This window comes from Brevibacillus jepli (genome assembly GCF_047229145.1).
Classification (GTDB): Bacteria; Bacillota; Bacilli; order Brevibacillales; family Brevibacillaceae; genus Brevibacillus.
On sequence record NZ_JBFEFW010000011.1, the window covers coordinates 56492 to 75118 of the forward strand.

Annotated in this window: 19 protein-coding genes; 15 read left to right on the top strand and 4 right to left on the bottom strand. The window is 44.7% G+C overall.

The features are described from left to right. Positions 1–52: 52 nt before the first annotated feature. Positions 53–712, bottom strand: a complete 660-nt coding sequence (locus tag AB1L17_RS13845; RefSeq protein WP_412845418.1) for a YigZ family protein — start codon at positions 710–712, stop codon at positions 53–55. A gap of 271 nt (positions 713–983) precedes the next feature. Here AB1L17_RS13845 and AB1L17_RS13850 point away from each other — a divergent pair, with 271 nt between their 5' ends. The 3 genes from AB1L17_RS13850 to AB1L17_RS13860 all read left to right on the top strand — a co-directional run bounded on the left by AB1L17_RS13850 (position 984) and on the right by AB1L17_RS13860 (position 8284). Next, positions 984–2192 (top strand): TolC family protein, encoded by a 1209-nt coding sequence (locus AB1L17_RS13850; protein ID WP_412845419.1) that lies wholly within the window; start codon positions 984–986, stop codon positions 2190–2192. Positions 2193–2641: 449 nt separating this feature from the next. After that, positions 2642–5785: an S-layer homology domain-containing protein gene (locus tag AB1L17_RS13855; RefSeq protein WP_412845533.1), complete on the top strand. Its 3144-nt coding sequence runs from the start codon at positions 2642–2644 to the stop codon at positions 5783–5785. Positions 5786–5911: 126 nt separating this feature from the next. Continuing rightward, positions 5912–8284 carry a hypothetical protein gene (locus AB1L17_RS13860; protein ID WP_412845420.1) on the top strand — a complete coding sequence of 791 codons (2373 nt, stop codon included), beginning with the start codon at positions 5912–5914 and terminating at the stop codon, positions 8282–8284. A 142-nt stretch (positions 8285–8426) separates the two neighbouring features. On the opposite strand, the gene AB1L17_RS13865 is transcribed toward AB1L17_RS13860, so the two are convergent. Further along, the gene (locus AB1L17_RS13865; RefSeq protein WP_412845421.1) at positions 8427–8657 is read right to left on the bottom strand and encodes a hypothetical protein; all 231 of its coding nucleotides are present in this window, start codon (positions 8655–8657) and stop codon (positions 8427–8429) included. Positions 8658–8992: 335 nt separating this feature from the next. Here AB1L17_RS13865 and AB1L17_RS13870 point away from each other — a divergent pair, with 335 nt between their 5' ends. Further along, positions 8993–9490, top strand: coding sequence for a hypothetical protein (locus tag AB1L17_RS13870; protein ID WP_103108931.1), 498 nt, complete (start codon positions 8993–8995; stop codon positions 9488–9490). A gap of 118 nt (positions 9491–9608) precedes the next feature. Beyond that, a complete protein-coding gene (locus AB1L17_RS13875) occupies positions 9609–10484 on the top strand; it encodes a tyrosine-type recombinase/integrase (RefSeq protein WP_103108930.1) in 876 nt (291 codons plus the stop codon). A gap of 6 nt (positions 10485–10490) precedes the next feature. On the opposite strand, the gene AB1L17_RS13880 is transcribed toward AB1L17_RS13875, so the two are convergent. Then, complete coding sequence (locus AB1L17_RS13880; protein WP_103108929.1) at positions 10491–10832, bottom strand: helix-turn-helix domain-containing protein; 342 nt, start codon at positions 10830–10832, stop codon at positions 10491–10493. A gap of 158 nt (positions 10833–10990) precedes the next feature. Between AB1L17_RS13880 and AB1L17_RS13885 the strand changes: the two genes are divergently transcribed. From AB1L17_RS13885 to AB1L17_RS13905, 5 genes are all read left to right on the top strand, one after another. After that, on the top strand, positions 10991–11215 hold the full coding sequence (locus tag AB1L17_RS13885; protein ID WP_103108928.1) for a hypothetical protein: 225 nt from the start codon (positions 10991–10993) through the stop codon (positions 11213–11215). Positions 11216–11517: 302 nt separating this feature from the next. Continuing rightward, positions 11518–11778, top strand: coding sequence for a hypothetical protein (locus AB1L17_RS13890; RefSeq protein WP_103108927.1), 261 nt, complete (start codon positions 11518–11520; stop codon positions 11776–11778). Position 11779: 1 nt separating this feature from the next. Continuing rightward, a complete protein-coding gene (locus AB1L17_RS13895; protein WP_103108926.1) occupies positions 11780–12184 on the top strand; it encodes a hypothetical protein in 405 nt (134 codons plus the stop codon). Further along, positions 12181–12642, top strand: a complete 462-nt coding sequence (locus AB1L17_RS13900) for a JAB domain-containing protein (RefSeq protein WP_103108925.1) — start codon at positions 12181–12183, stop codon at positions 12640–12642. The genes AB1L17_RS13895 and AB1L17_RS13900 overlap by 4 nt, the downstream gene beginning before the upstream one ends. 4 nt (positions 12643–12646) lie before the next feature. Continuing rightward, a complete protein-coding gene (locus tag AB1L17_RS13905) occupies positions 12647–12973 on the top strand; it encodes a DUF960 family protein (RefSeq protein ID WP_103108924.1) in 327 nt (108 codons plus the stop codon). Between the two features lie 276 nt (positions 12974–13249). Here AB1L17_RS13905 and AB1L17_RS13910 read toward each other — a convergent pair whose 3' ends face one another. Continuing rightward, positions 13250–13441 (bottom strand): hypothetical protein, encoded by a 192-nt coding sequence (locus AB1L17_RS13910; RefSeq protein WP_412845422.1) that lies wholly within the window; start codon positions 13439–13441, stop codon positions 13250–13252. 97 nt (positions 13442–13538) lie between these two features. On the opposite strand from AB1L17_RS13910, the gene AB1L17_RS13915 reads away from it, so the two are divergent. From AB1L17_RS13915 to AB1L17_RS13935, 5 genes are all read left to right on the top strand, one after another. Beyond that, the gene (locus AB1L17_RS13915; RefSeq protein WP_164684905.1) at positions 13539–14096 is read left to right on the top strand and encodes a pentapeptide repeat-containing protein; all 558 of its coding nucleotides are present in this window, start codon (positions 13539–13541) and stop codon (positions 14094–14096) included. 120 nt (positions 14097–14216) lie between these two features. Beyond that, positions 14217–15077 (top strand): site-specific tyrosine recombinase/integron integrase, encoded by an 861-nt coding sequence (gene xerA / locus AB1L17_RS13920; RefSeq protein ID WP_103108921.1) that lies wholly within the window; start codon positions 14217–14219, stop codon positions 15075–15077. Positions 15078–15100: 23 nt separating this feature from the next. Next, the gene (locus AB1L17_RS13925; RefSeq protein ID WP_103108920.1) at positions 15101–15751 is read left to right on the top strand and encodes a pentapeptide repeat-containing protein; all 651 of its coding nucleotides are present in this window, start codon (positions 15101–15103) and stop codon (positions 15749–15751) included. 117 nt (positions 15752–15868) lie between these two features. Next, on the top strand, positions 15869–17686 hold the full coding sequence (locus tag AB1L17_RS13930) for a DUF927 domain-containing protein (RefSeq protein WP_164684904.1): 1818 nt from the start codon (positions 15869–15871) through the stop codon (positions 17684–17686). 63 nt (positions 17687–17749) lie between these two features. Then, positions 17750–18553: a hypothetical protein gene (locus AB1L17_RS13935; RefSeq protein WP_306418828.1), complete on the top strand. Its 804-nt coding sequence runs from the start codon at positions 17750–17752 to the stop codon at positions 18551–18553. The last annotated feature ends 74 nt before the right edge of the window (positions 18554–18627 follow it).

Here is an 18627-nt window from a genome sequence, read left to right on the forward strand (position 1 = left end):
TAGAAGAAAGCTGAAGAGGTCATCTGCCTCTTCAGCTTTTTTTGTCTCTAACCTACTCTTCCTCTACATCCCCAACCGCATCTACAGGAACCTCCACATATTCCTTTTCCCCGAGTACGATCTGAGCTTGTCCATTCGTCAAATCAACCATCTGCGCGACGAAACCATCCTGTTCACCCTCGGGAATCAGTACATGCGCGGTAACCTTGTCAGTAAAATCAGTTCCACTCACACGGTGTTCACCTAGACGCAGCTCGTTCTCTACCTTGCCCCACCACGTATAGTCGACACTGACAGAGATCGTTTGATGCAGTGTATGCACGACGATCTTCGCAGCCTTCAAGGCTGTGACAGTTCCAGCCGTATAAGCCCGAACGAGTCCACCAGCCCCGAGCTTGATTCCGCCAAAATAGCGAGTGACGACGACGACCGTATCCTTTACGCCGTTTTTCTTGATGCATTCCAGAATCGGCTTGCCTGCCGTACCACTAGGCTCTCCGTCATCACTTGAGCGTTGAATCTGATCGTTTTCGCCAATGACAAAAGCGGAGCAATTATGTGTAGCGTCCCAATGCTTCTTTTTAATCATCGCGATAAACGCAGTAGCCTCTTCTTCAGTTGTTACCCGCTGGGCATATCCGATAAAACGGGAGCGCTCGATGACGATATAGTCCTCACCGTAGCCAGCGATGGTTTTGTATTGTGTAAGCATCGTACAATCACCTCAAGAAAAGGATAGCACGCAAAAGATTTGTTGGCGAACACTGAAATGTTTTTGACACATAATCGTAGTACTCTATGTGGTGCTTGTGGAATAAAAAAGGAAAGGGAGGAGTTACCTATGATTCCCTTATGAAAATACTGGTATAGCATATTTTTGCGTGTGAGAAGTATGACTCTGTGATATAGTGATGTTGGGACAAATCACATATTTAAAGTGGTTAATAATTTTATACTCAATATAAAATAAGGAGTGGAATTCAGTGAATTTTCCATATTCGAAAAAGAAATGGATATCCATCAGTTTGGCGGCATTATTAACAACAGCAATTGGCGCAGGAACCTTGACGGCATCTGCGAATACAGGCTCCGATCAAACCAAAGCAGCTGCGACTGTACAAGCATCAAATGATAAAACAACAGCACAAACCGGTACAGAGAGCCAGTCTACTCCTGAGGCTACTACAGGAGAAGAGCTGACTTTGGAAAAAGCCATTGAACAGGCATTGAAGACAAATGCTGCGCTCAATGAAACACGTCTGGATGCAACAAATGCAGACCTTAACCAAACGCTTACTTATGTGAGTAACTCTGATATGCCAAGCAGTGCGATCGAATCGTTGGAAGCAGCACAACAAAAATATTATAACAACGCAAAAGGGCAACAAACCAAGAAGCTCAACGCACTGTACGTAAAATCGGCGGAAGCTAAAACAAAGCTTGGCGCGCAGGATGTCTATTACAAGCTAATTTTTGCTCAAGATGATCTGAACTTGAAGAAACAGAGCTTGGCGCGCTCAGAAGCACAGCTCAAGGTAGCGAAGGCTGCATTCGATGTAGGAACAAATGCTAAGACAGATGTTCTGGAAGCAGAGATGGGGGTAGCAGCTGCAAAAGCGGAATTGACAAGTGCAGAAAACAGCTTGAAAATTGCCCGTATGAATCTGAATGACTTCCTCGGAGTTGATCTGAATAAAGAATGGACGCTCAAATCGTCGAATAAGCAAACGGCTCCTATTAAAATGACACTGAAGGAAGCCGAGCAGAAGGCGCTTTCCAATCGAAACGAAATAACACAGGCAAAAGAAGAGCTCAAACTGGCTGAATTGAATGTTAAACTGATCAGTGATTTTACAGCCGCATCTACTCTCCAAGGACAAATGGCTCGTAACGGCGTGGAAAAAGCGAAGCTTGAAATCGAAAAGCAAGAGCGTGCTGTTACCAAAGGTGTTACAGAAGCCTATCTCAACCTGAATGCCGCAAGAGAAGCGATTGAGTTTTCTAAGTCGGCAAAGGATTCCGCAGCGGAGAGCTATCGACTGAAGAATTTGCGCTTTGAAAATGGCCTCGCAACTACTTTGGAGGTCATCCAATCAGAAGAAGCACTGTCTAAAAGTGAAAATCAATACCAACAAGCTGTTCTGAATTACAACCTGGCTGTTGTAGCGTTTGAAACTGCACTGGGTAACTAGCCAAAAAAACAAGATTTGTAAGCTTTTGAATCGAATTGGAAAAAGGTTCAGTCGTGACAGCCCGCCCTACGTACCCTATAATTACGATTGTGGCGGATGTCACTTCGTACATAACTGACAGGTGAATAACGAACCACGAAAAAAACTTTAATTTTTTTTCGAAGGCGCCGCAACTTTTGATTCGCTCAGGCGTTTAATAGGATGTCACACGAAAAACGGGGAATTGTGTAAAAAAGATTCACGAATTCTAGCAGTTGTGTTACACTAGTGATTGTTGCATTTTACACAATACTGAATATACTAGAGATTTTTAACACAAAAAGCGAGGCTTTCCTGCGAAAGGAGGTGACACGCGCTTGCAGGATTCGGGCTTTAAAAAGAAAGATAGATTAACAACAAATATTCCCCAAGAACAATTTGTTTATACTAGAGGAGGAGAACACAAGGTTATGAAAAAGGTCGTTAACAGTGTATTGGCTAGTGCACTCGCACTTACTGTTGCTCCAATGGCTTTCGCAGCAGAAGAAGCAGCAACTACAGCTCCTAAAATGGACGCTGATATGGAAAAAACCGTAAAACGTCTGGAAGCTCTTGGCCTGGTAGCAGGTTATGGCAACGGCGATTTCGGTGTAGAAAAAACTATCACTCGTGCAGAGTTTGCTACTCTCGTAGTTCGTTTGACTGGACGCGAGTCTGGTGCGAAACTGGCACAATTCACTAATACTTTTACAGATGTTAAATCTTCCGACTGGTTCGCTGGTTTCGTAAACATCGCTTCCGGTGAAGAGTACATCAAAGGTTACCCAGACAAATCCTTCAAACCACAAAATCAAGTTACTTATGCTGAAGCAGTAACTATGATCGTTCGTGCACTGGGTTATGAGCCATCCGTTAAAGGTGTATGGCCAAACAACATGATCTCCAAAGCTGCTGAACTGAACATTGCTAGAAACATCACTACTCCTAACAATGCAGCAACTCGTGGCGACATCTTCAAAATGATGGATAACGCTCTTCGCGTTGACCTGATGGAGCAAAAAGAGTACGGAACAGACATTCGTTATGAAACAACTAACGAAACTCTTCTGACTAAATATCTGAAAGTTACTGTACGTGACATGGAATGGGCTCAAGAAGCTGGTCGCGACAGCGATGACTTGCCATTGGTAGCAAACGTACCTGCTATCGGTTTGGGCAAAATTAAAGCTAACGAAGTAACTTTGAACGGTAAAGATGCTGGTATCGGCAACACTACTTACAAAGTAGCTGACGGTATCAACGCTAACGAATTCGATGGTCAACACGTACAAGTGTGGATCAAAGACGACCGTGAAGACGTAATCGTTTGGATGGAAGGTTCCACAGACGAAGAAGTTATCATGGACCGCGTGAGCGAATGGGAACTCAAAGGTAAAACATACAGCGATGCTAAAGATCTGAGCAGCTCCGATCTGAAAGATCTGAAACTGACTTTGGATGCTAGCGAGAAATCCTACCGTCTGAACAAAGACACTATCGTTACTTACAACTTCAAACGTTACAACGATCCAGTTGACGCTTTGAAAGAAATCATCAAAGATGGCGATGGCTTCACTTTCGGCGTAAAAGTTGTTCTGGATGACAACAACGAGATTGCTTACATGCACGTAATTGATGATCAAACGATGAACCAAACTGACGAAGGTCGCAAATATGGTTCTGAAGTGATCAGCAAAATCGATGCTGAAAAGAAAAAGATCACGAACATTGACAACGACAAGTTCAATGAGCTGGAAGACAAAGAAGAAGGTAAAGACTTCCTCGTGTTCCTCAACGGTAAACCAGCTAAATTCAGCGATCTGAAAGAAAACATGGTTTACAGCATCTACTATCCAGAAGGTGACGAGGACAAATTCTTGATCTTCGCTACTGACACTGTAGTAGAAGGTAAAGTAGACAAAGTTAATATGCGTAGCAGCAGCGACTACCGTCTGACTATTGGCGACAAAACATACCGCATTTACAAAGGTGCTACTTACTCCGATAACGGAAACAAAGACGTTGAAGATACTGATGGATCCAACTGGGATCTGATCAAAGATCTTGATGGCGAAACTGTAAAACTGTACCTGGATGCTTCTGGTCGTGTTCGTCACGTAACTACTAAGGATCCAATCGACGATCGCAAACAAAAAGCAATCGTTACTCGTGCAGCTTACCATGACTATGGTAAAGACAAATACCAATTCACTGTATTGACTCAAAGAGGCAAAAAAGTGAATGTTGAGTTGGAAGCTGAAGACATCTATGATGTAAACGGCAAAAACTTCGACAAAAACGGTAACGAGAGCGAATTGGAAGACCTGCTCCAACCTAAGAAAGACGACAGCAACGTTCTGCTGGAAGTTGAACTTGACAAAGACGGTAAAGCAGAAAAAGTTCGCATCCTGAAAACAGATCTGAAGCGTTCTTCTGGAACTGACTGGGATAAGATCGCAGACGAAGACGATGAAATGGTAGACGACTACGAAGTAAATGAAGATACTGCTATCTTCAACATGACTGGTGAGATCAAAGACCAAAACACTCGTCCTGAACTGAAAAACGCTAAAGCTGCGAAGTTCAAAGACATCGCAGACGAAGAAGATCTGACTGTTTACTACACAGTTAACGAAGATAAAGATGAAGTAGATGCAATCTTCGTAGTAGATGGTTCTGGTTTGGGTGGCGACTCCAAATACGGTATGGTTTGGGATTACGGAAGATCCGGTGGAGATGACACTATTCAAGTTCTGACTAAAGAAGGCGACAAAGTAGAACTGAAAACTTACACACTGGATAAAGATTCCGACGATCTGAAAGACGATCGTGGTATCAAACGCGGCGACTTCATCGCATTCCAACAAGATGCTAACGATGAAGTAGTTGTGGACGATGTTGTTGAAGTAGTTAACAACAATCTCCAAGACGATGATGAAAAAATGCTCGCTAAGATCGCTGACAAAGACGAGTGGAACGATGCTAGCATCGACAAAATGAAAGTTGGTCTGGTATCTGATGTAGATGGCAACACCATCACTATCAAAGATGCTGACGACAAGAAATCCCCTATCTCTGTTAAATCTTCCACTGCATTCATCGATATCTTCGATGATCTGGAAGGCGAAGATGGCGTGAACAAAGGCGATTACATCGTAGCTATCGATAGCTCCGACGTTTCCGGTAACAAATACGACTACGTATTGATCATCTCCGACGAAGATGAAGTAGATAAAGAAGGTTGGGAAGATGAAGCGGAAGCGTTCCTGAAACAACAACCTAAAGAAGACGGCGGCAACGACAAATGGGATGCTATCCCTAGCTCCGCAACAGGTAAGAAGTTCGCACTGGGTAACCTTTACCTTTACGAGGTAATTGTACCTATCAATGATGGTAAAGAATCCGAGATCGAAACTGCAGTTCTGTCCATCGGCGATGAAACTGTTGACGGTGAAGTGAAAAACGGAAAAATTACTTTCCAAACTGAAGGTAATTTCGATGTAACTTCCGCAAAAGTTACAGTTACTAACGATAAAGGCGACAAAGATACAGCAAATGTTACAATCAAAAAATAATATTGTAGCTAACTTGTAATACCTTCTAGGTGAGTCGAACAACGGAAGGAGTCTACTTCTTCCGTTGTTCCTTACATACTCACACTAAAAAATAGACTTCCTATCAAACTTACGGAGGGGTAGTACGTGAATAAAAAAGTAGCTCTTTCCTTGCTTTCTGCTACAGTTGTTGCTAGCATGGCTTCTTCCGCTTTTGCAGCACCAAAATCTGGTGTATATCTTGGCGGCGAGGTAGACAGATACTATGCATTTGAAGATCTGTTCAAATTGACTGATGCAGGTAACAAAAAATTCGAATCTGACTTGTCCAAAGTTAAGTTCGAAAACATTATCTATGTTGACCGCAGCGGTACCGGTGCGACCATGAGAGAAATCTTTGACTCACCTGATTACGATAAAGCTAAAAGAACTCTGAAAGAAACTGATTTCGAAGGCGTTTATACGCAATCGAACATTGATGGTTCTAACGGTGCAACTTACGATCCTCGTAAAGATGCAGTTCCAGGTCCTGTGGGCGATCTGAAAGTTGAAGCTGTAAATGCTATTAACGGTAAAACCATCGAAGTTAAATTTAGCAAAGCAGTTAAGAAAGATTCCGTAATTGCTTCCGATGACACTATCGTTAACGGAGTTCTTACCTTGACTGGTATTGGCACTTTCAGCTCCGTTACTGCAGATGATCTGGAAGCTTCTCTGAGTGAAGATGGAAAAACTCTTACTCTTAAAGCAAAAACAGATTTGACTGCTACTCCTCAAGTAAATCAATACTTTGACGGTCAATATGCGGTTACTCTGAAAGATGTAACTGATGCTGATGACAATAAAGTAGAAGCTTACTCCGGAGTATTGACAGTTAGTGACGCTACTCGTCCAGCTGTAGCATCCGTAAGCTATAACGACTTCCAAACAGTAAAAGTGACTTTCTCCGAGCCAGTTAAAGCTCTTGGAACTGTTCAACTCTTTGATGGTACAAATGAGTTGGCTATTTCTCCAACCTTTAATTCTGGAGATAACTTCTTCACTGTAAGCCTGAGTGCTGGAACAATCCCAAGTGCTAAAAACTTGACTTTGAAAGTATTTGGTACTGTGGATTACAAAGATAATGTTGTAACTCCAAACCCATACACTACAACTGTTAAGAAGGAAAAAGCTGATTTTGACAAACCAGTTCTTTCTAACTTGACAGTAGTGAATGACAAGACTTTTAAATTGACCTTCAACGAAAAACTGAGCGCTGCTCCAACTGTTAAAGTTGACGGAGATACAGTGGTTAGTGGAACACCTGGTACAGGGCAAGTTAAAGGTACAGTAGTAGCAGATAAGACTGGTCTGGTATACACAGTAACTATGGATACTACATTGGTTCCTTCTCCAGCTACTTCTAAACTTCACACTATCAATGTAGACTTCTCTGATTTGAGCGGTAATAACGGAGATACTTTCAACAAAGTAACTGAGTTCAAAGTTGACAATGTTGAGCCTAAAGTAACTTCTTCTGCTGTTCAAAAAATCAATGGTACTGAGTATCTTGTTCTGACCTTTGATGAGAATGTAACTCCAAAAGATGGTGTTGCATTTGGTAATGGTGGTAAGGTTGTAGTAGATAATGTTGAGACAACTTTGTCTTCTAACATTATTACAACTGATGCTGAAACTGCATCCACTCCAGCTGTGAACTTCTCTCTCCACAATGCAGTAGATGGTAAATCCAAATCTGTTAAGCTTGATCTTACAAGCGTAGCAAAAGGTGCATATACTGTAACCTTGCCTGCTGGCCTGGTTGAGGACGAATCTGGAGTTGCTAACAAAGCAGTTTCTGGTTTCCAATTTACTCGTGGTGCAGATGAGCTCGTGAACAAACCTAAACTTGTAACAACATACGGTGGCAACGGTATTCAAGCCGATACTCCAAATACTGTTACAATTAAATTTGATCAAAAACTCGATGCATCTGCTTTGAGCCTGTCCAACTTCAGCATCGAAGGTGTAGAAGTTAAGAGTGCTATCTTCACTCAAAATGATGCAACTGCGTCTGTTATTAAACTGACTCTTAAAGAAGATAGCAACACAATCAGCGGTGCTAGAACTGTAACAATCAAAGATGTTAAGAACGCATCCAACGTTAAAATGGATCCTGTAACTTTGACAGAATCCTTGGTTGAGAACGTTCGTCCAACTGCAACTGCTGCTGTAACTGATGTTGATACTATTACAGTGACTTTCAGTGAAGCATTGGATGTAGCTACATTGGTTGAGTCTTCTGCTGAGGCTGATTTCGACCTCTACATTGATGGAACTAAAGCATCTTATGCTCTGCTTGCTGAAGCTGCTGCTGCTGGCGATACAACTGATACTAAGTTCACTATCAAGCTGGACAGCGCTACTTTCTCTGCAAGTGATCTTGGTAAAACAATTGAGCTGAGACCAACTGCTGATTTTGATGTAACAGATGCCAATACAAACGCTGCAAACATCACTTCCATTACTGTTTCGAAGTAATTGAAGCTCAATAACCTTTCTTAGGTTGTTGGAAGTGGTAAAAGAGCCTACCTAAATTTAGGTAGGCTCTTTTCTATTTGGTTGATTTTTATCTGTGAGTATGTTCACATCTTTACACAGAAAAAAGAGCCCAAACGGGTTCTTATCCTCCATACTTCTGCAAAAAATCCTCCACGGCCATATTCATAACATCCTTCACTGTATAGCCAGTATTGTTCACGAAGCCAGTCAGCCTATCTGAAAGCTGCGCTTGAATCTGTACCGTTTTGGTTACATCCTGTCCTGTATAACGTTTCATATATAGCTCTTTTGGCTGATCTGTCACCATCATGAGCAGCTGATCTTTGTTTTTCAAATACTCACTGTAAAACACTTCACGTTCTCACTGCAATACACTAAAGACCAGTGCCTCTAAAATAACATCCTTTGCTACTCAACAAGAGTCTGCATTGAATCATCTGTGATACTCGCTGAAGAATATAAAGAATGCAGTTAGAACCGCAAAAATCACAGAAACCCTCCTTACTCAAAAAGGAAATTGTATTAACAGAAAATTCAAACATTTAATATATTTATAGACCATACCTGAAAGGAGGCAGAAAAACCAGCTCACGTCCACTCCTACGTTTACAAAACAAATACATAAACGTATACATCTACGTTTCGTAGGCGTAGATAAAACGAAACATCCGAGTAGGAGTGGGCAAAATGAGAGAAGACATGAGAACTGTTTTTGCAAGAGTAGCTGCGGAACATCAAGCAAAGAAGGAAGCAAGGGAAGCTGAACAGAAACAAGCTGATCAAATTGGGGCTTCTCCAGAGAAAGGAATCGTAGTACCCATCAAGTCAGGAGAGGAAAAAGTTCAAGAGAGAAAGAAACTTGCGCCGAATCTGAAACAGACCGAACAGACTTCACCGAAGAGAGTACAGCCACGTCCAAAAAACACGCTACAAGGAACCGCCGATGCTGCGAAACCGGTAGTAGCGCAGCCAAAGCCACAGCAAGAACAAACAGCAAAGCTGCCAAAAAGAAAGGCCCGTTTCGAGGAACGCTACAGGAGGGTGACTACCTACCTCGAAAACGACGTTTACGAGAAGGTACAGGAACTTCATGAAAGTGGAGAAATTGACCGGATCAATAACTTGGTCAACACAGCGGTCAAGTTGTACCTTCGGAAATACTACAGCTACGGAACCAATGAGTAGCCCAAATTCCCACAGATAACGCCTTGTACGCAACTGGAAATCAAAAAGTGATCAAGCCCACAGCCCTACGTCCCTCAGTGGATGTAGGGCATTTTTGCGTGGTTAGGAGGGAAAACGAGTGGAAATCATTTCTCAGTTTGAGCAGCACTTGTTGGAGAATGGCATTGCGCCGAAAACGATTGAGTCCTACACAGGGGATGTACGAGGATTTTACGAGTACCTGTCTGGCATGGGTGTAGAGAATCAAATAGACTTCAAACGCTTCTACGTCGTCAGCTATAAGAATCACTTGCAAGAAAATAAGTACGCCATCGCCACCATCAACAAGAAAATCAATTCCCTGCAAGCGTACAACCTGTACCTGATCGAAAAAGGAATCATGACGGAACAGGTCGTCACCCTGCAACGGGATCGGATCAAGGTGGCAGCAGGCAGCGAAGGAGAGGTAGACGTTTTCTCTGAGCAAGAAGTCAATCAGTTGCTGTTCTTTGTCCAGGACAGGAGTAAGGTAATCCTGCGGAATCATCTGATTGTCCATCTACTTCTTTACACAGGAGTCAGGGTCAGTGAGTTGTGCGGCATTCAGTTGGCAGACATCGACTTCCTCACAAACACGCTACGGGTTACAGGCAAGGGAGGAAAGTACCGAGAGATTCCGCTCCGGCCAGACCTTGCAGAATTAATTCGTGAATACGTCCGGACAGAACGGCAGGAAAACAAGCATAAAGATAGTCCCTACCTCCTCGTTAGCCAGCGTTCCCAAAAGCTTCACAAGGACGCAGTCAACACTATGCTGGAAGGACTGGAGAAGCAGTTGGGTTTCAAGATGTACCCGCACAAGTTCCGGCATACATTCTGCTCCCGACTGCTGAAAAAGGGTGTGCCACTCACAACGGTTTCAAAATTAGCAGGACACGCCCATATCCAGACCACCGCGCACTACTACATCAACACTAGCAAACAGGAAAAGGAACTGGCGGTTAACCTTCTGTAGCCTTGCCTACTGGTACTTCTCTTTCTCCCATTTAAAAACGGACTTCACTAGTTGTAGAGCCAATTCGCGATCTTGTGTGGAACGCTCCGCCAGTAAATCAAGCAGCTGCTGCAGCTCGTCCGCTTGAGGAGAAGGGTCAATGTGCCGGAATAATTCTTCTAACGTAACATCAAGACCTTTGGCGATCTTCTCCAGACTCTCAACCGTCACGTTCTTTTCCCCGCGCTCCACTTGCCCGATGTAGTTCGTATGTAAACCGGACAATTCGCCTAGCTGTTCCTGGCTCAGCCCTTTCACTTTGCGGAGGAAACGGATGCGATTGCCTAAACGCTTAATCAATTCGGTCATGAAAACCACCTCAAGACAAGCTTAAAGGAGGTGGAAAAAAGCATACACACACTATAAATAGTAATTGACACTAAAGCAACACTAATAGATAATATTTCCTATGAAAATCTAACTCATAGTGTGTTTTTCCTATTAGATAATGACGGGGGAATAGTACAATGACAGACGTTTTGTTCTACGGCATTCTCATCATCCTTGCGCTTGGCATCCTTTCCTTTCTCTTTAAAGCTTTGCTCGGATGGTTCTCTATGATCTTCGACTTCCTGTTCGGCCTAGTTCGCTTTGTCTGGTGGGTGGTGACGCTGCCATTCCGTCTGATCGGAGCCATCTTTCGCCTGTTTCGGAAAAAGCCGACTGCGTCAAGGGAACGGGATCTCACCTAGTCCAGCAACATTCTTTCGGGAAAGACGATGGTTCGGTGGAGGGAGGTGAAAGACATGGCGCTTTGTAGCGAATGCGGAGGTAAGAAGAAAGTCCTTTGCGATTGCACCGGTGGGGTTGGAAAACATGCTGCCGATGACGATTGTTACGCTTGCGGCGGTTCGGGTGTACATACCTGCCCGGCCTGCAATGGTACAGGAAAAGAATAGGTGATCTTTTGCATAGGTAAGGCATTCTGTCGCCCGTAACAGGGACGATGGGATGCCTTTTTTCATTTTGAAGCAAGTAGACAAGGAGGGCACACATGCTGACACCAGCCCAACAGTACGAGCAGCTTGTCTTGCAGGAGGATAAGATCGTGTTTGGCATCCAGACCTGCGAGCATTGCGTCACACTGCTTCTGGACAACCTCTACCAAGCAGGAGAGCCACGTAGTCAACAGACGTACAACGAAATTCTGACCATTGTCCTCGAAGTCGAACAGCGGCTTCGGCGGGAATGGATGAACATCAAAATCCAAAAGGCACTACTAGCCAATCAAATGAAGAAGAAGGAGGAAGTGTAGCATGAGAACGATCAAAACTTTGGCAGATGTACGATGCTTGCGGGAAGCACAAGCCTTTTCCCCTAGCTTTCAGGCGTACCTGGAGGAAGAGTTTGACGGACTGAAAGAGGCGTTTGACTTCGACGGTTTGGACGAAGAATTTGCGCTGGATCACTACGGCTTCATGGTCGTGCTGGAGAAAGGAGACAACTTGCGGGACATGTCCGCAGTCGGCCTAAGAAGAGAGGACGAAGGCTTGCTTGGTAGCCTGCCGGAGTTTGTCGAGAAGGTAGAACGACACGATGAGAGCTGGTACAAGGTGGTCGTGATCTACACCAATGAGTACGCAATGGCTTTCTATGTTCCGTTAGAAGTTGTTGCCAAAGATAAAGAAATCCTAAACTGGCTGGAGGAGCATGTAGAATGAAAACAGACTATACAGCAGCAAAACGGGTCAACATTGTCCGACTGAAAATGGTGCGGGAATCAAGCGTTTTGTACCCGCAACGCCGAATCAGAATGGCAAAAGATGTGGTGGGACTGTTCCTGAAGTTTCTGGATGAAACGGATCGGGAGCAGTTCTTTTTGCTTTGCCTAAATACCAAGAACGAACCGACTGCACTCCACACGGTTTCGATCGGTTCCTTGGATGCTAGCATTGTCCATCCCAGGGAAGTGTTCAAGACTGCCATTCTTTCCAATTCCGCGTCGGTAATCGTTGCACATAATCATCCATCAGGTGACCCTACTCCAAGCAGGGAAGACCTTCAGGTGACAAAGACGCTCCAGCAGGCAGGAGAGCTGTTGGGCATCACCGTTTTGGATCACATCATCGTGGGCACAGAGGGTGCCTACTATAGCTTGAAAGAAGGAGGGGACATGTGAGCACATGAGCGAACAAAAACGATTTACATCCGACAGATACGTGACAAGGGGTGTCAATGAGGTAGTTCCCGTAGAGCTACAGCTGATCTTGTGGAGCATCCTGGAGAAAAGACAAGAACGGGGCGATCAGTTGGATTTTCTGCAGGTGTTCGAGCTTTCGGCAGAGTGGGTGGACGGAGAGCCATTACAGAAGGTGACCAATCGGCAGGAACAGCCCTTCCATGAGGAAGTGTTCTATGTGGATCACACTGAGAATCTGGCCATAGGGGTCACCGTGTGGATTGTGGACTCGCGAACGTATAGTACCATGCTCCTGCCAAAAGAATACTAAGGAGGCACAAGTATGAATCCAGCGTTAATCGTGCAGGTCGTTGTTTTAATAGCGGAGGTAATCGTTCTTTTGGCAAAAGGAAAAAGAGCATAAAAAATGTAAGGTGGCGGTTCAAAATCAGCCGAAAATGAGATATTCAAAGTAAAACGGAGAAAATTGTATCAAATACTGTGAAATTTGAAGATAACCTAGCTTGTCAAAATAACAGAATAAACAGGCATCTTTTTAAGGCTCGTTATCGGGCTCGAATGACTTGCCTGAATACTCAATCTAAATTTAGGAAGGCAAATTTGACGCTTCTCGGCTTTTTCCATTGGTTTCTTCTTCCCCTATAATATGAACCATAACGTCGATGCTACTACGATTCGAAAAGCAAGCATGACCGGAGAATACAGCGATCGGCAATCCTGTCTGATACTCCTCCACCCATTGCTTGTTGTAATTGGCAGGCAATGGAGTATCTGGCAAACGCATTAAACCAAGTAAAATCATTTGGTTACTATGATTAATGCAAGCATCATCTGTCCTTCGACAACAGAAAAAAACAGTAAAGGGGAATCCAACCATGAAACAATCTACATCCTTTCTAGCCTACAATGACCGGGACATCGTGACCAAAAATGCACTCCTTGCGCTTCTTGAGCGACAGGACGAGCTGTCGCAAAAAGTTTCTCGTCATGAGCTCTTTGTCGAAGCATGCGGGAAGCTGAAAGAAGACCTGACGAAACACCAACGGAAGTATTACCAGCGGCTCTATGACATGATGATGGAAGACTTTAGCTGCCAGAATTGGAGCAACTTGCAGTTGAGTGGGAGAAACTTGACCCATGCCAATTTTTCATGTGCATGTCTGAGAAAGGTTCAGGCCGTGGGCACCAGTTTTGTGGATGCTGACTTGGTTCATGCCGACTTACGCGGAGCATCTCTACGTGGAGCCGATTTCAGCTTTGCAGAAATGGTTGGCGCTACTTTACGCGGAGCTGACCTAACCGGAGCAACTTTCCATCATACTGACTTGCGTTGGGCCGACCTGAGCGGTGCCATCTTCAGCGGTAATGATATGACCGGAGCAGATTTGGAAGATGCCATTGGGGTACCCGATTACCTCCTGCAGTCCCTGTAATCATTCGTTAGGCCTGGATCGTGGAGTCTAGCTCCCATAGATTCCACGATCACCCTAGCGGTTTCGTTCGACACCGTTTTTGCCCTTTGGCAACTACAACTGAAAGAGGAGTGAATGTAGATGCTTTTGTCACAAGCGATTCACCTGTTCGACCTGCATCTCTCAGCCATCGACCGTAGCGAACAGACCCGATCTGGCTACCAAAAAGACCTGACACAGTTCCACCGCTTCTTGGAAGATCAGTACAATTGCCCTCCCTACTTGGAGGATGTCAAGCTCTCCGACTTGGAAGCATACCTGAGTTGGCTCAAGGAAGAAAAAGAGTACGCTCCCGCCAGTCGTAGTCGAAATCTCTACACACTCCGATCCTTCTACAACTACTGCTACAAAAAGGAACTGGTTGAGCGTAACATTGCCTTTTCGCTTGAGAACATCAAGCTGCAGCAAAAAGAGCGTACCTACCTGACAGAACCGGAAGTAAACGAACTGGTACAGGCCATCGACCATGACCTTATCCGGTTGGTGGTAACTTTCCTGTACTACACCGGATTACGCATCTCGGAATGCCTGAATCTGAAGGTAGATGACGTAGACCTGAACCGTCAGATGGTTCACGTTCGCGCTGGCAAGGGTAACAAAGACCGAGTCGTTCCGTTGTCGGACAAAATTGTGCCGCTTCTACGGGAGTACAGCGAACATGTTAGGCCACAGACTTCGGATCGTTTCTTTGCCACCGACAAGACAGGGAAGCTCTCTCCAGTGTACGTCAATCGGGTGCTGGCAGAAACCACTGAGAAGTTAGGCTGGAAAAAGACCGTCACCGCTCACATTTTGCGTCATAGCTTTGCGAGTCAGTTGGTCAAAAAAGATGTGAACCTTGTTCAAATTCAAAAACTTTTAGGGCATAGCTCTCTGAAAGTTACAAGCATCTATACCCATGCCGACACGGACCAACTGAAAGATGCAGTAAGTGTGTTGTAACCACCCAAGGGAGGCAAGGAAACATGTCCAATGCCAAAGTAAGAAAAATGATGCATGATATCCAACGCCAATTTGAATTGAACCGGAAAATAGATCGCTATGAAGCACGATTTTTTTATCATCTCCCTGCGATCACAGATGAGATGACGGTAGAAGAGAAGGCGTTTGCCCGAGAATTTGCAGGGTATGAGGAAGACTTCAGTCATCAGGATTGGTCTGGGATGGAGATCAGGAATCGAACACTTCAGGCATCCCAATTTGAAGGAGCGAATCTGAGCAACCTTCGTGCCTTTGAAACGGATTTCCTGAGTGCCAATATGGAGGCTGCTACCCTTAAAAATGCTTTTCTTCACAGAGCGAAACTAGACTTTGTCTCTTTTCGGGGTGCCGACCTAACCCATGCTAATTTGTCTCATGCTAGCTTGTACATGGCAGATTTTACAGGTGCTGATTTGAGTGGTGCCAATTTCACGCATGCCGATCTTAGTGGAGCCATCCTACACAATGCTTGCTTATATGGTGCAGATTTGACGCAAGCAAATCTAACGGAGGCAGATGTGACCGATGCCAGTTTCCAGGACGCTACCATGTGCAAAACCATACGAAAAGACATGATCGGGTGGACGGAATGGCATCAAAAACAAGTCAACTGGCGATCAAGAAAGGAACTGTGAACAGAGAGATGATCTCCTTCCCCTTTGTCTCCGATGTACTCCCTTCCGTACGTGAGAGAAGGGAGTGAACGTCTGGAAGGAGCATTCCTACAACAATCGAAAAAGGAGGAACTGATCATGCCACTTGAACAAGAACTGCTAGAAGAGCCTGTCGAAACGCCCTCCCTTGATCTGTATCCATACTTCATCAAAGACAATGATTTGTATGTCATCAAAAAAAGCAAAAAGAGCGAAGAGACGGAATACCGTGTAGGACGGTTGGTTCGGATCAAGAATATGAAGCAGGATATCGAGACAAAATCCGTCTGGATGACACTTGAATACTGGTTTAATAACCAGATGAACGAGCTTGTCATTTCACGTAAGCAGCTTCAACTCAATGAATTTACCAACCTGCTCGAAAAGGGATTGGACATCTACCATCACAAAGCAGGTGAGGTTCTGAAATTTCTTTCAATCCAAGAAGAGTTTGTGCCTACCACGTACGTTCATCATCAGGCTGGATGGGCCATACATGAAGAGAAACTGATTTACAAACATCATCACATCATCGGAAATGATGATCTACCTTCTGAATATGAGGGAGTGTTTCAGTTGAAAGCAAAGGGTACGCTGGAGAATTGGTTGGCTTTGGTAAAGCAGCGTGTGGTTGGGCATACACCGTTAGAACTCGCACTCACCTACGGATTTGCTGCTGCTGTTGTTTCCTTGATCGCGAAAGATCTGGACTTGGAAGTACTTGTTTCACATGCCTACGGAGATAGCTCACAAGGGAAGACAACGGCTGCACGCGTGTTTGTATCTCCCTACGGAGCTCCAACCAGCAAAGAGGGTGGACTCATTTGTAAATGGAATGGCACACAAAACGGAATTGTCGCTCAACTAGCCAATCACCACGGATTACCCATTGCGTTAGACGAAGCCTCTATGAATCGGATGAAGGACTTCACTGAAACCATCTACTTACTGGCAGAGGGAAGCGAGAAGGCGAGAATGACCAAAGAACTGGCCCTCCGTGAGCGTAGAACATGGTCAGGGGTCATCTTTTCCACTGCGGAGCATTCCCTGCAAAAGAAAGCGAATCAAAATACGGGACTCAAGGTTCGGCTGTTTGAGTTTGGGAATATCTTTTGGACAACCTCAGCGGAACATGCAAATCAACTGAAAGTCGGACTCCTTGAAAACTACGGTCATGCAGGCCCCATCTTTTCTCAATTCCTCATCAACACCGGAAAAGAGACAGTCATGGACACATGGAGGAAATGGGCAACCATCTGTCTGGAGAACATGACGATACGAGATGCCTTTTCTCATCGGATCGCTGATAAGTTGGCACTCATTATGGCAACGGCAGAACTGGTAAACCAGACGTTTGACTTCACACTGAACCTTGACGGAATGCTGGACATGCTGGTAGGTATGGAACAACAATCCGCAGGACAGCGTGACATTGGCGAAAATGCGTACAACTACTTCAAACAGATGATCATTCAGCACCGGTCCAAGTTTGATGGTGAGAGTTTCCCAGCAAAAGCCTATGAATGCTGGGGGAAAATTACGCAAAAGGGGTCAGAAACAGAGGTAGCTATGCTTACGACACCGTTTAAGCAAATGATGGCAGACGGAGGCTTTGAAGATTCAGATGTCATTCTGCAAAGCTGGAAAGAAAAAGGCTACCTCGACCATGATGCGGATAAATTGACTCGCAAAAGAGCCATTGTGCAGGTCGTTGGGACGGAAAACGATGGGATTGTCCAAGCTGAAACCAAGGCAACATCCAAAAGGGAGCTCACCTACTGCATCCGAATCAAGGAGAACATTTTCGACATGCGAGAGGAAGGAAGCCTCCCAAATCAATTGGTAAAAGCGAGAAAGATGGCTTCCGGTCAAAATGCTTCCCCTGTTTCCCTGTACTTCAAGCCAGAAAATGAATAAACCAAGCCCCTTCTCTACAGCCTTTTGCAAAGAGAAGGGGACGATTTCTTTCAAGTAGGAGTGATGATCGTGGCATTGCCTGCAGAAAAACGACCTGTCTATGACGACCGAGTCAAAGAGATCCAACGAATGTTGACGGAGGGAAAAACAAGGGAACATGTAGCAAAGGAGCTGGGATACAGTAGTGTAAGCTCCATGCACACGGTCATGAATCGAAAGAATTTTATGTGGGATAAGCAAAAAGGGAACTACGTCCCCACCTTTACAAGAGTTGGTGAGCGAGAGAGCATTCCCGTTATGGACTCATCCAAAGCGGGTCAGGTAGTCGCCCTTTTTGCGAAAGAGGAAGCGGATGCCAAAGTGATCGCAAAGCGACTGGGTTTTGGGGATCACCGCGAGCTGGCAACGTACATGACAACCAAAGGGTATGTCTGGAATGCTGAGCAAAATAATTACATCAAAATGGTTGGAGAGATCAAGGAAGAGAGCGAATCTTTTGCTGCGGAAAAGATGAAAGACAAACTCATGTCCGAGATGCCAATTCCATCACCAACAAAAGGAAATTTGCCTGCTGAAGAAGGAATGGCTAAGTACATGCCGCTTCTAGAGATGCTGGATCGCAATAAAGACAAACTTGTTGATTTGCTGGTGCCAGGTAGCGAAACGGGCAAAATCCCTAGGTATGTGGTTCCAGGTGTAGCGAAAACGAAGACGGTACACATGATGAACATGTTAGAGCAGCTCGTGGTCGATTTCAATCGGGAAAAGAACATTAGTCAACGAGAAATTTTCGAGGTGGCTCTCATCGAATTTTTCCGCAAATATGGCTACGAACGTGAGGTAGAACAGCTACTTGGACAACGATAAAGACGGTAAAGGGAGGGCAGGCAACTGTCCTCTTTTTTGTTTTCCTAGTTCGAAAAAGCAAGAAATACACCATG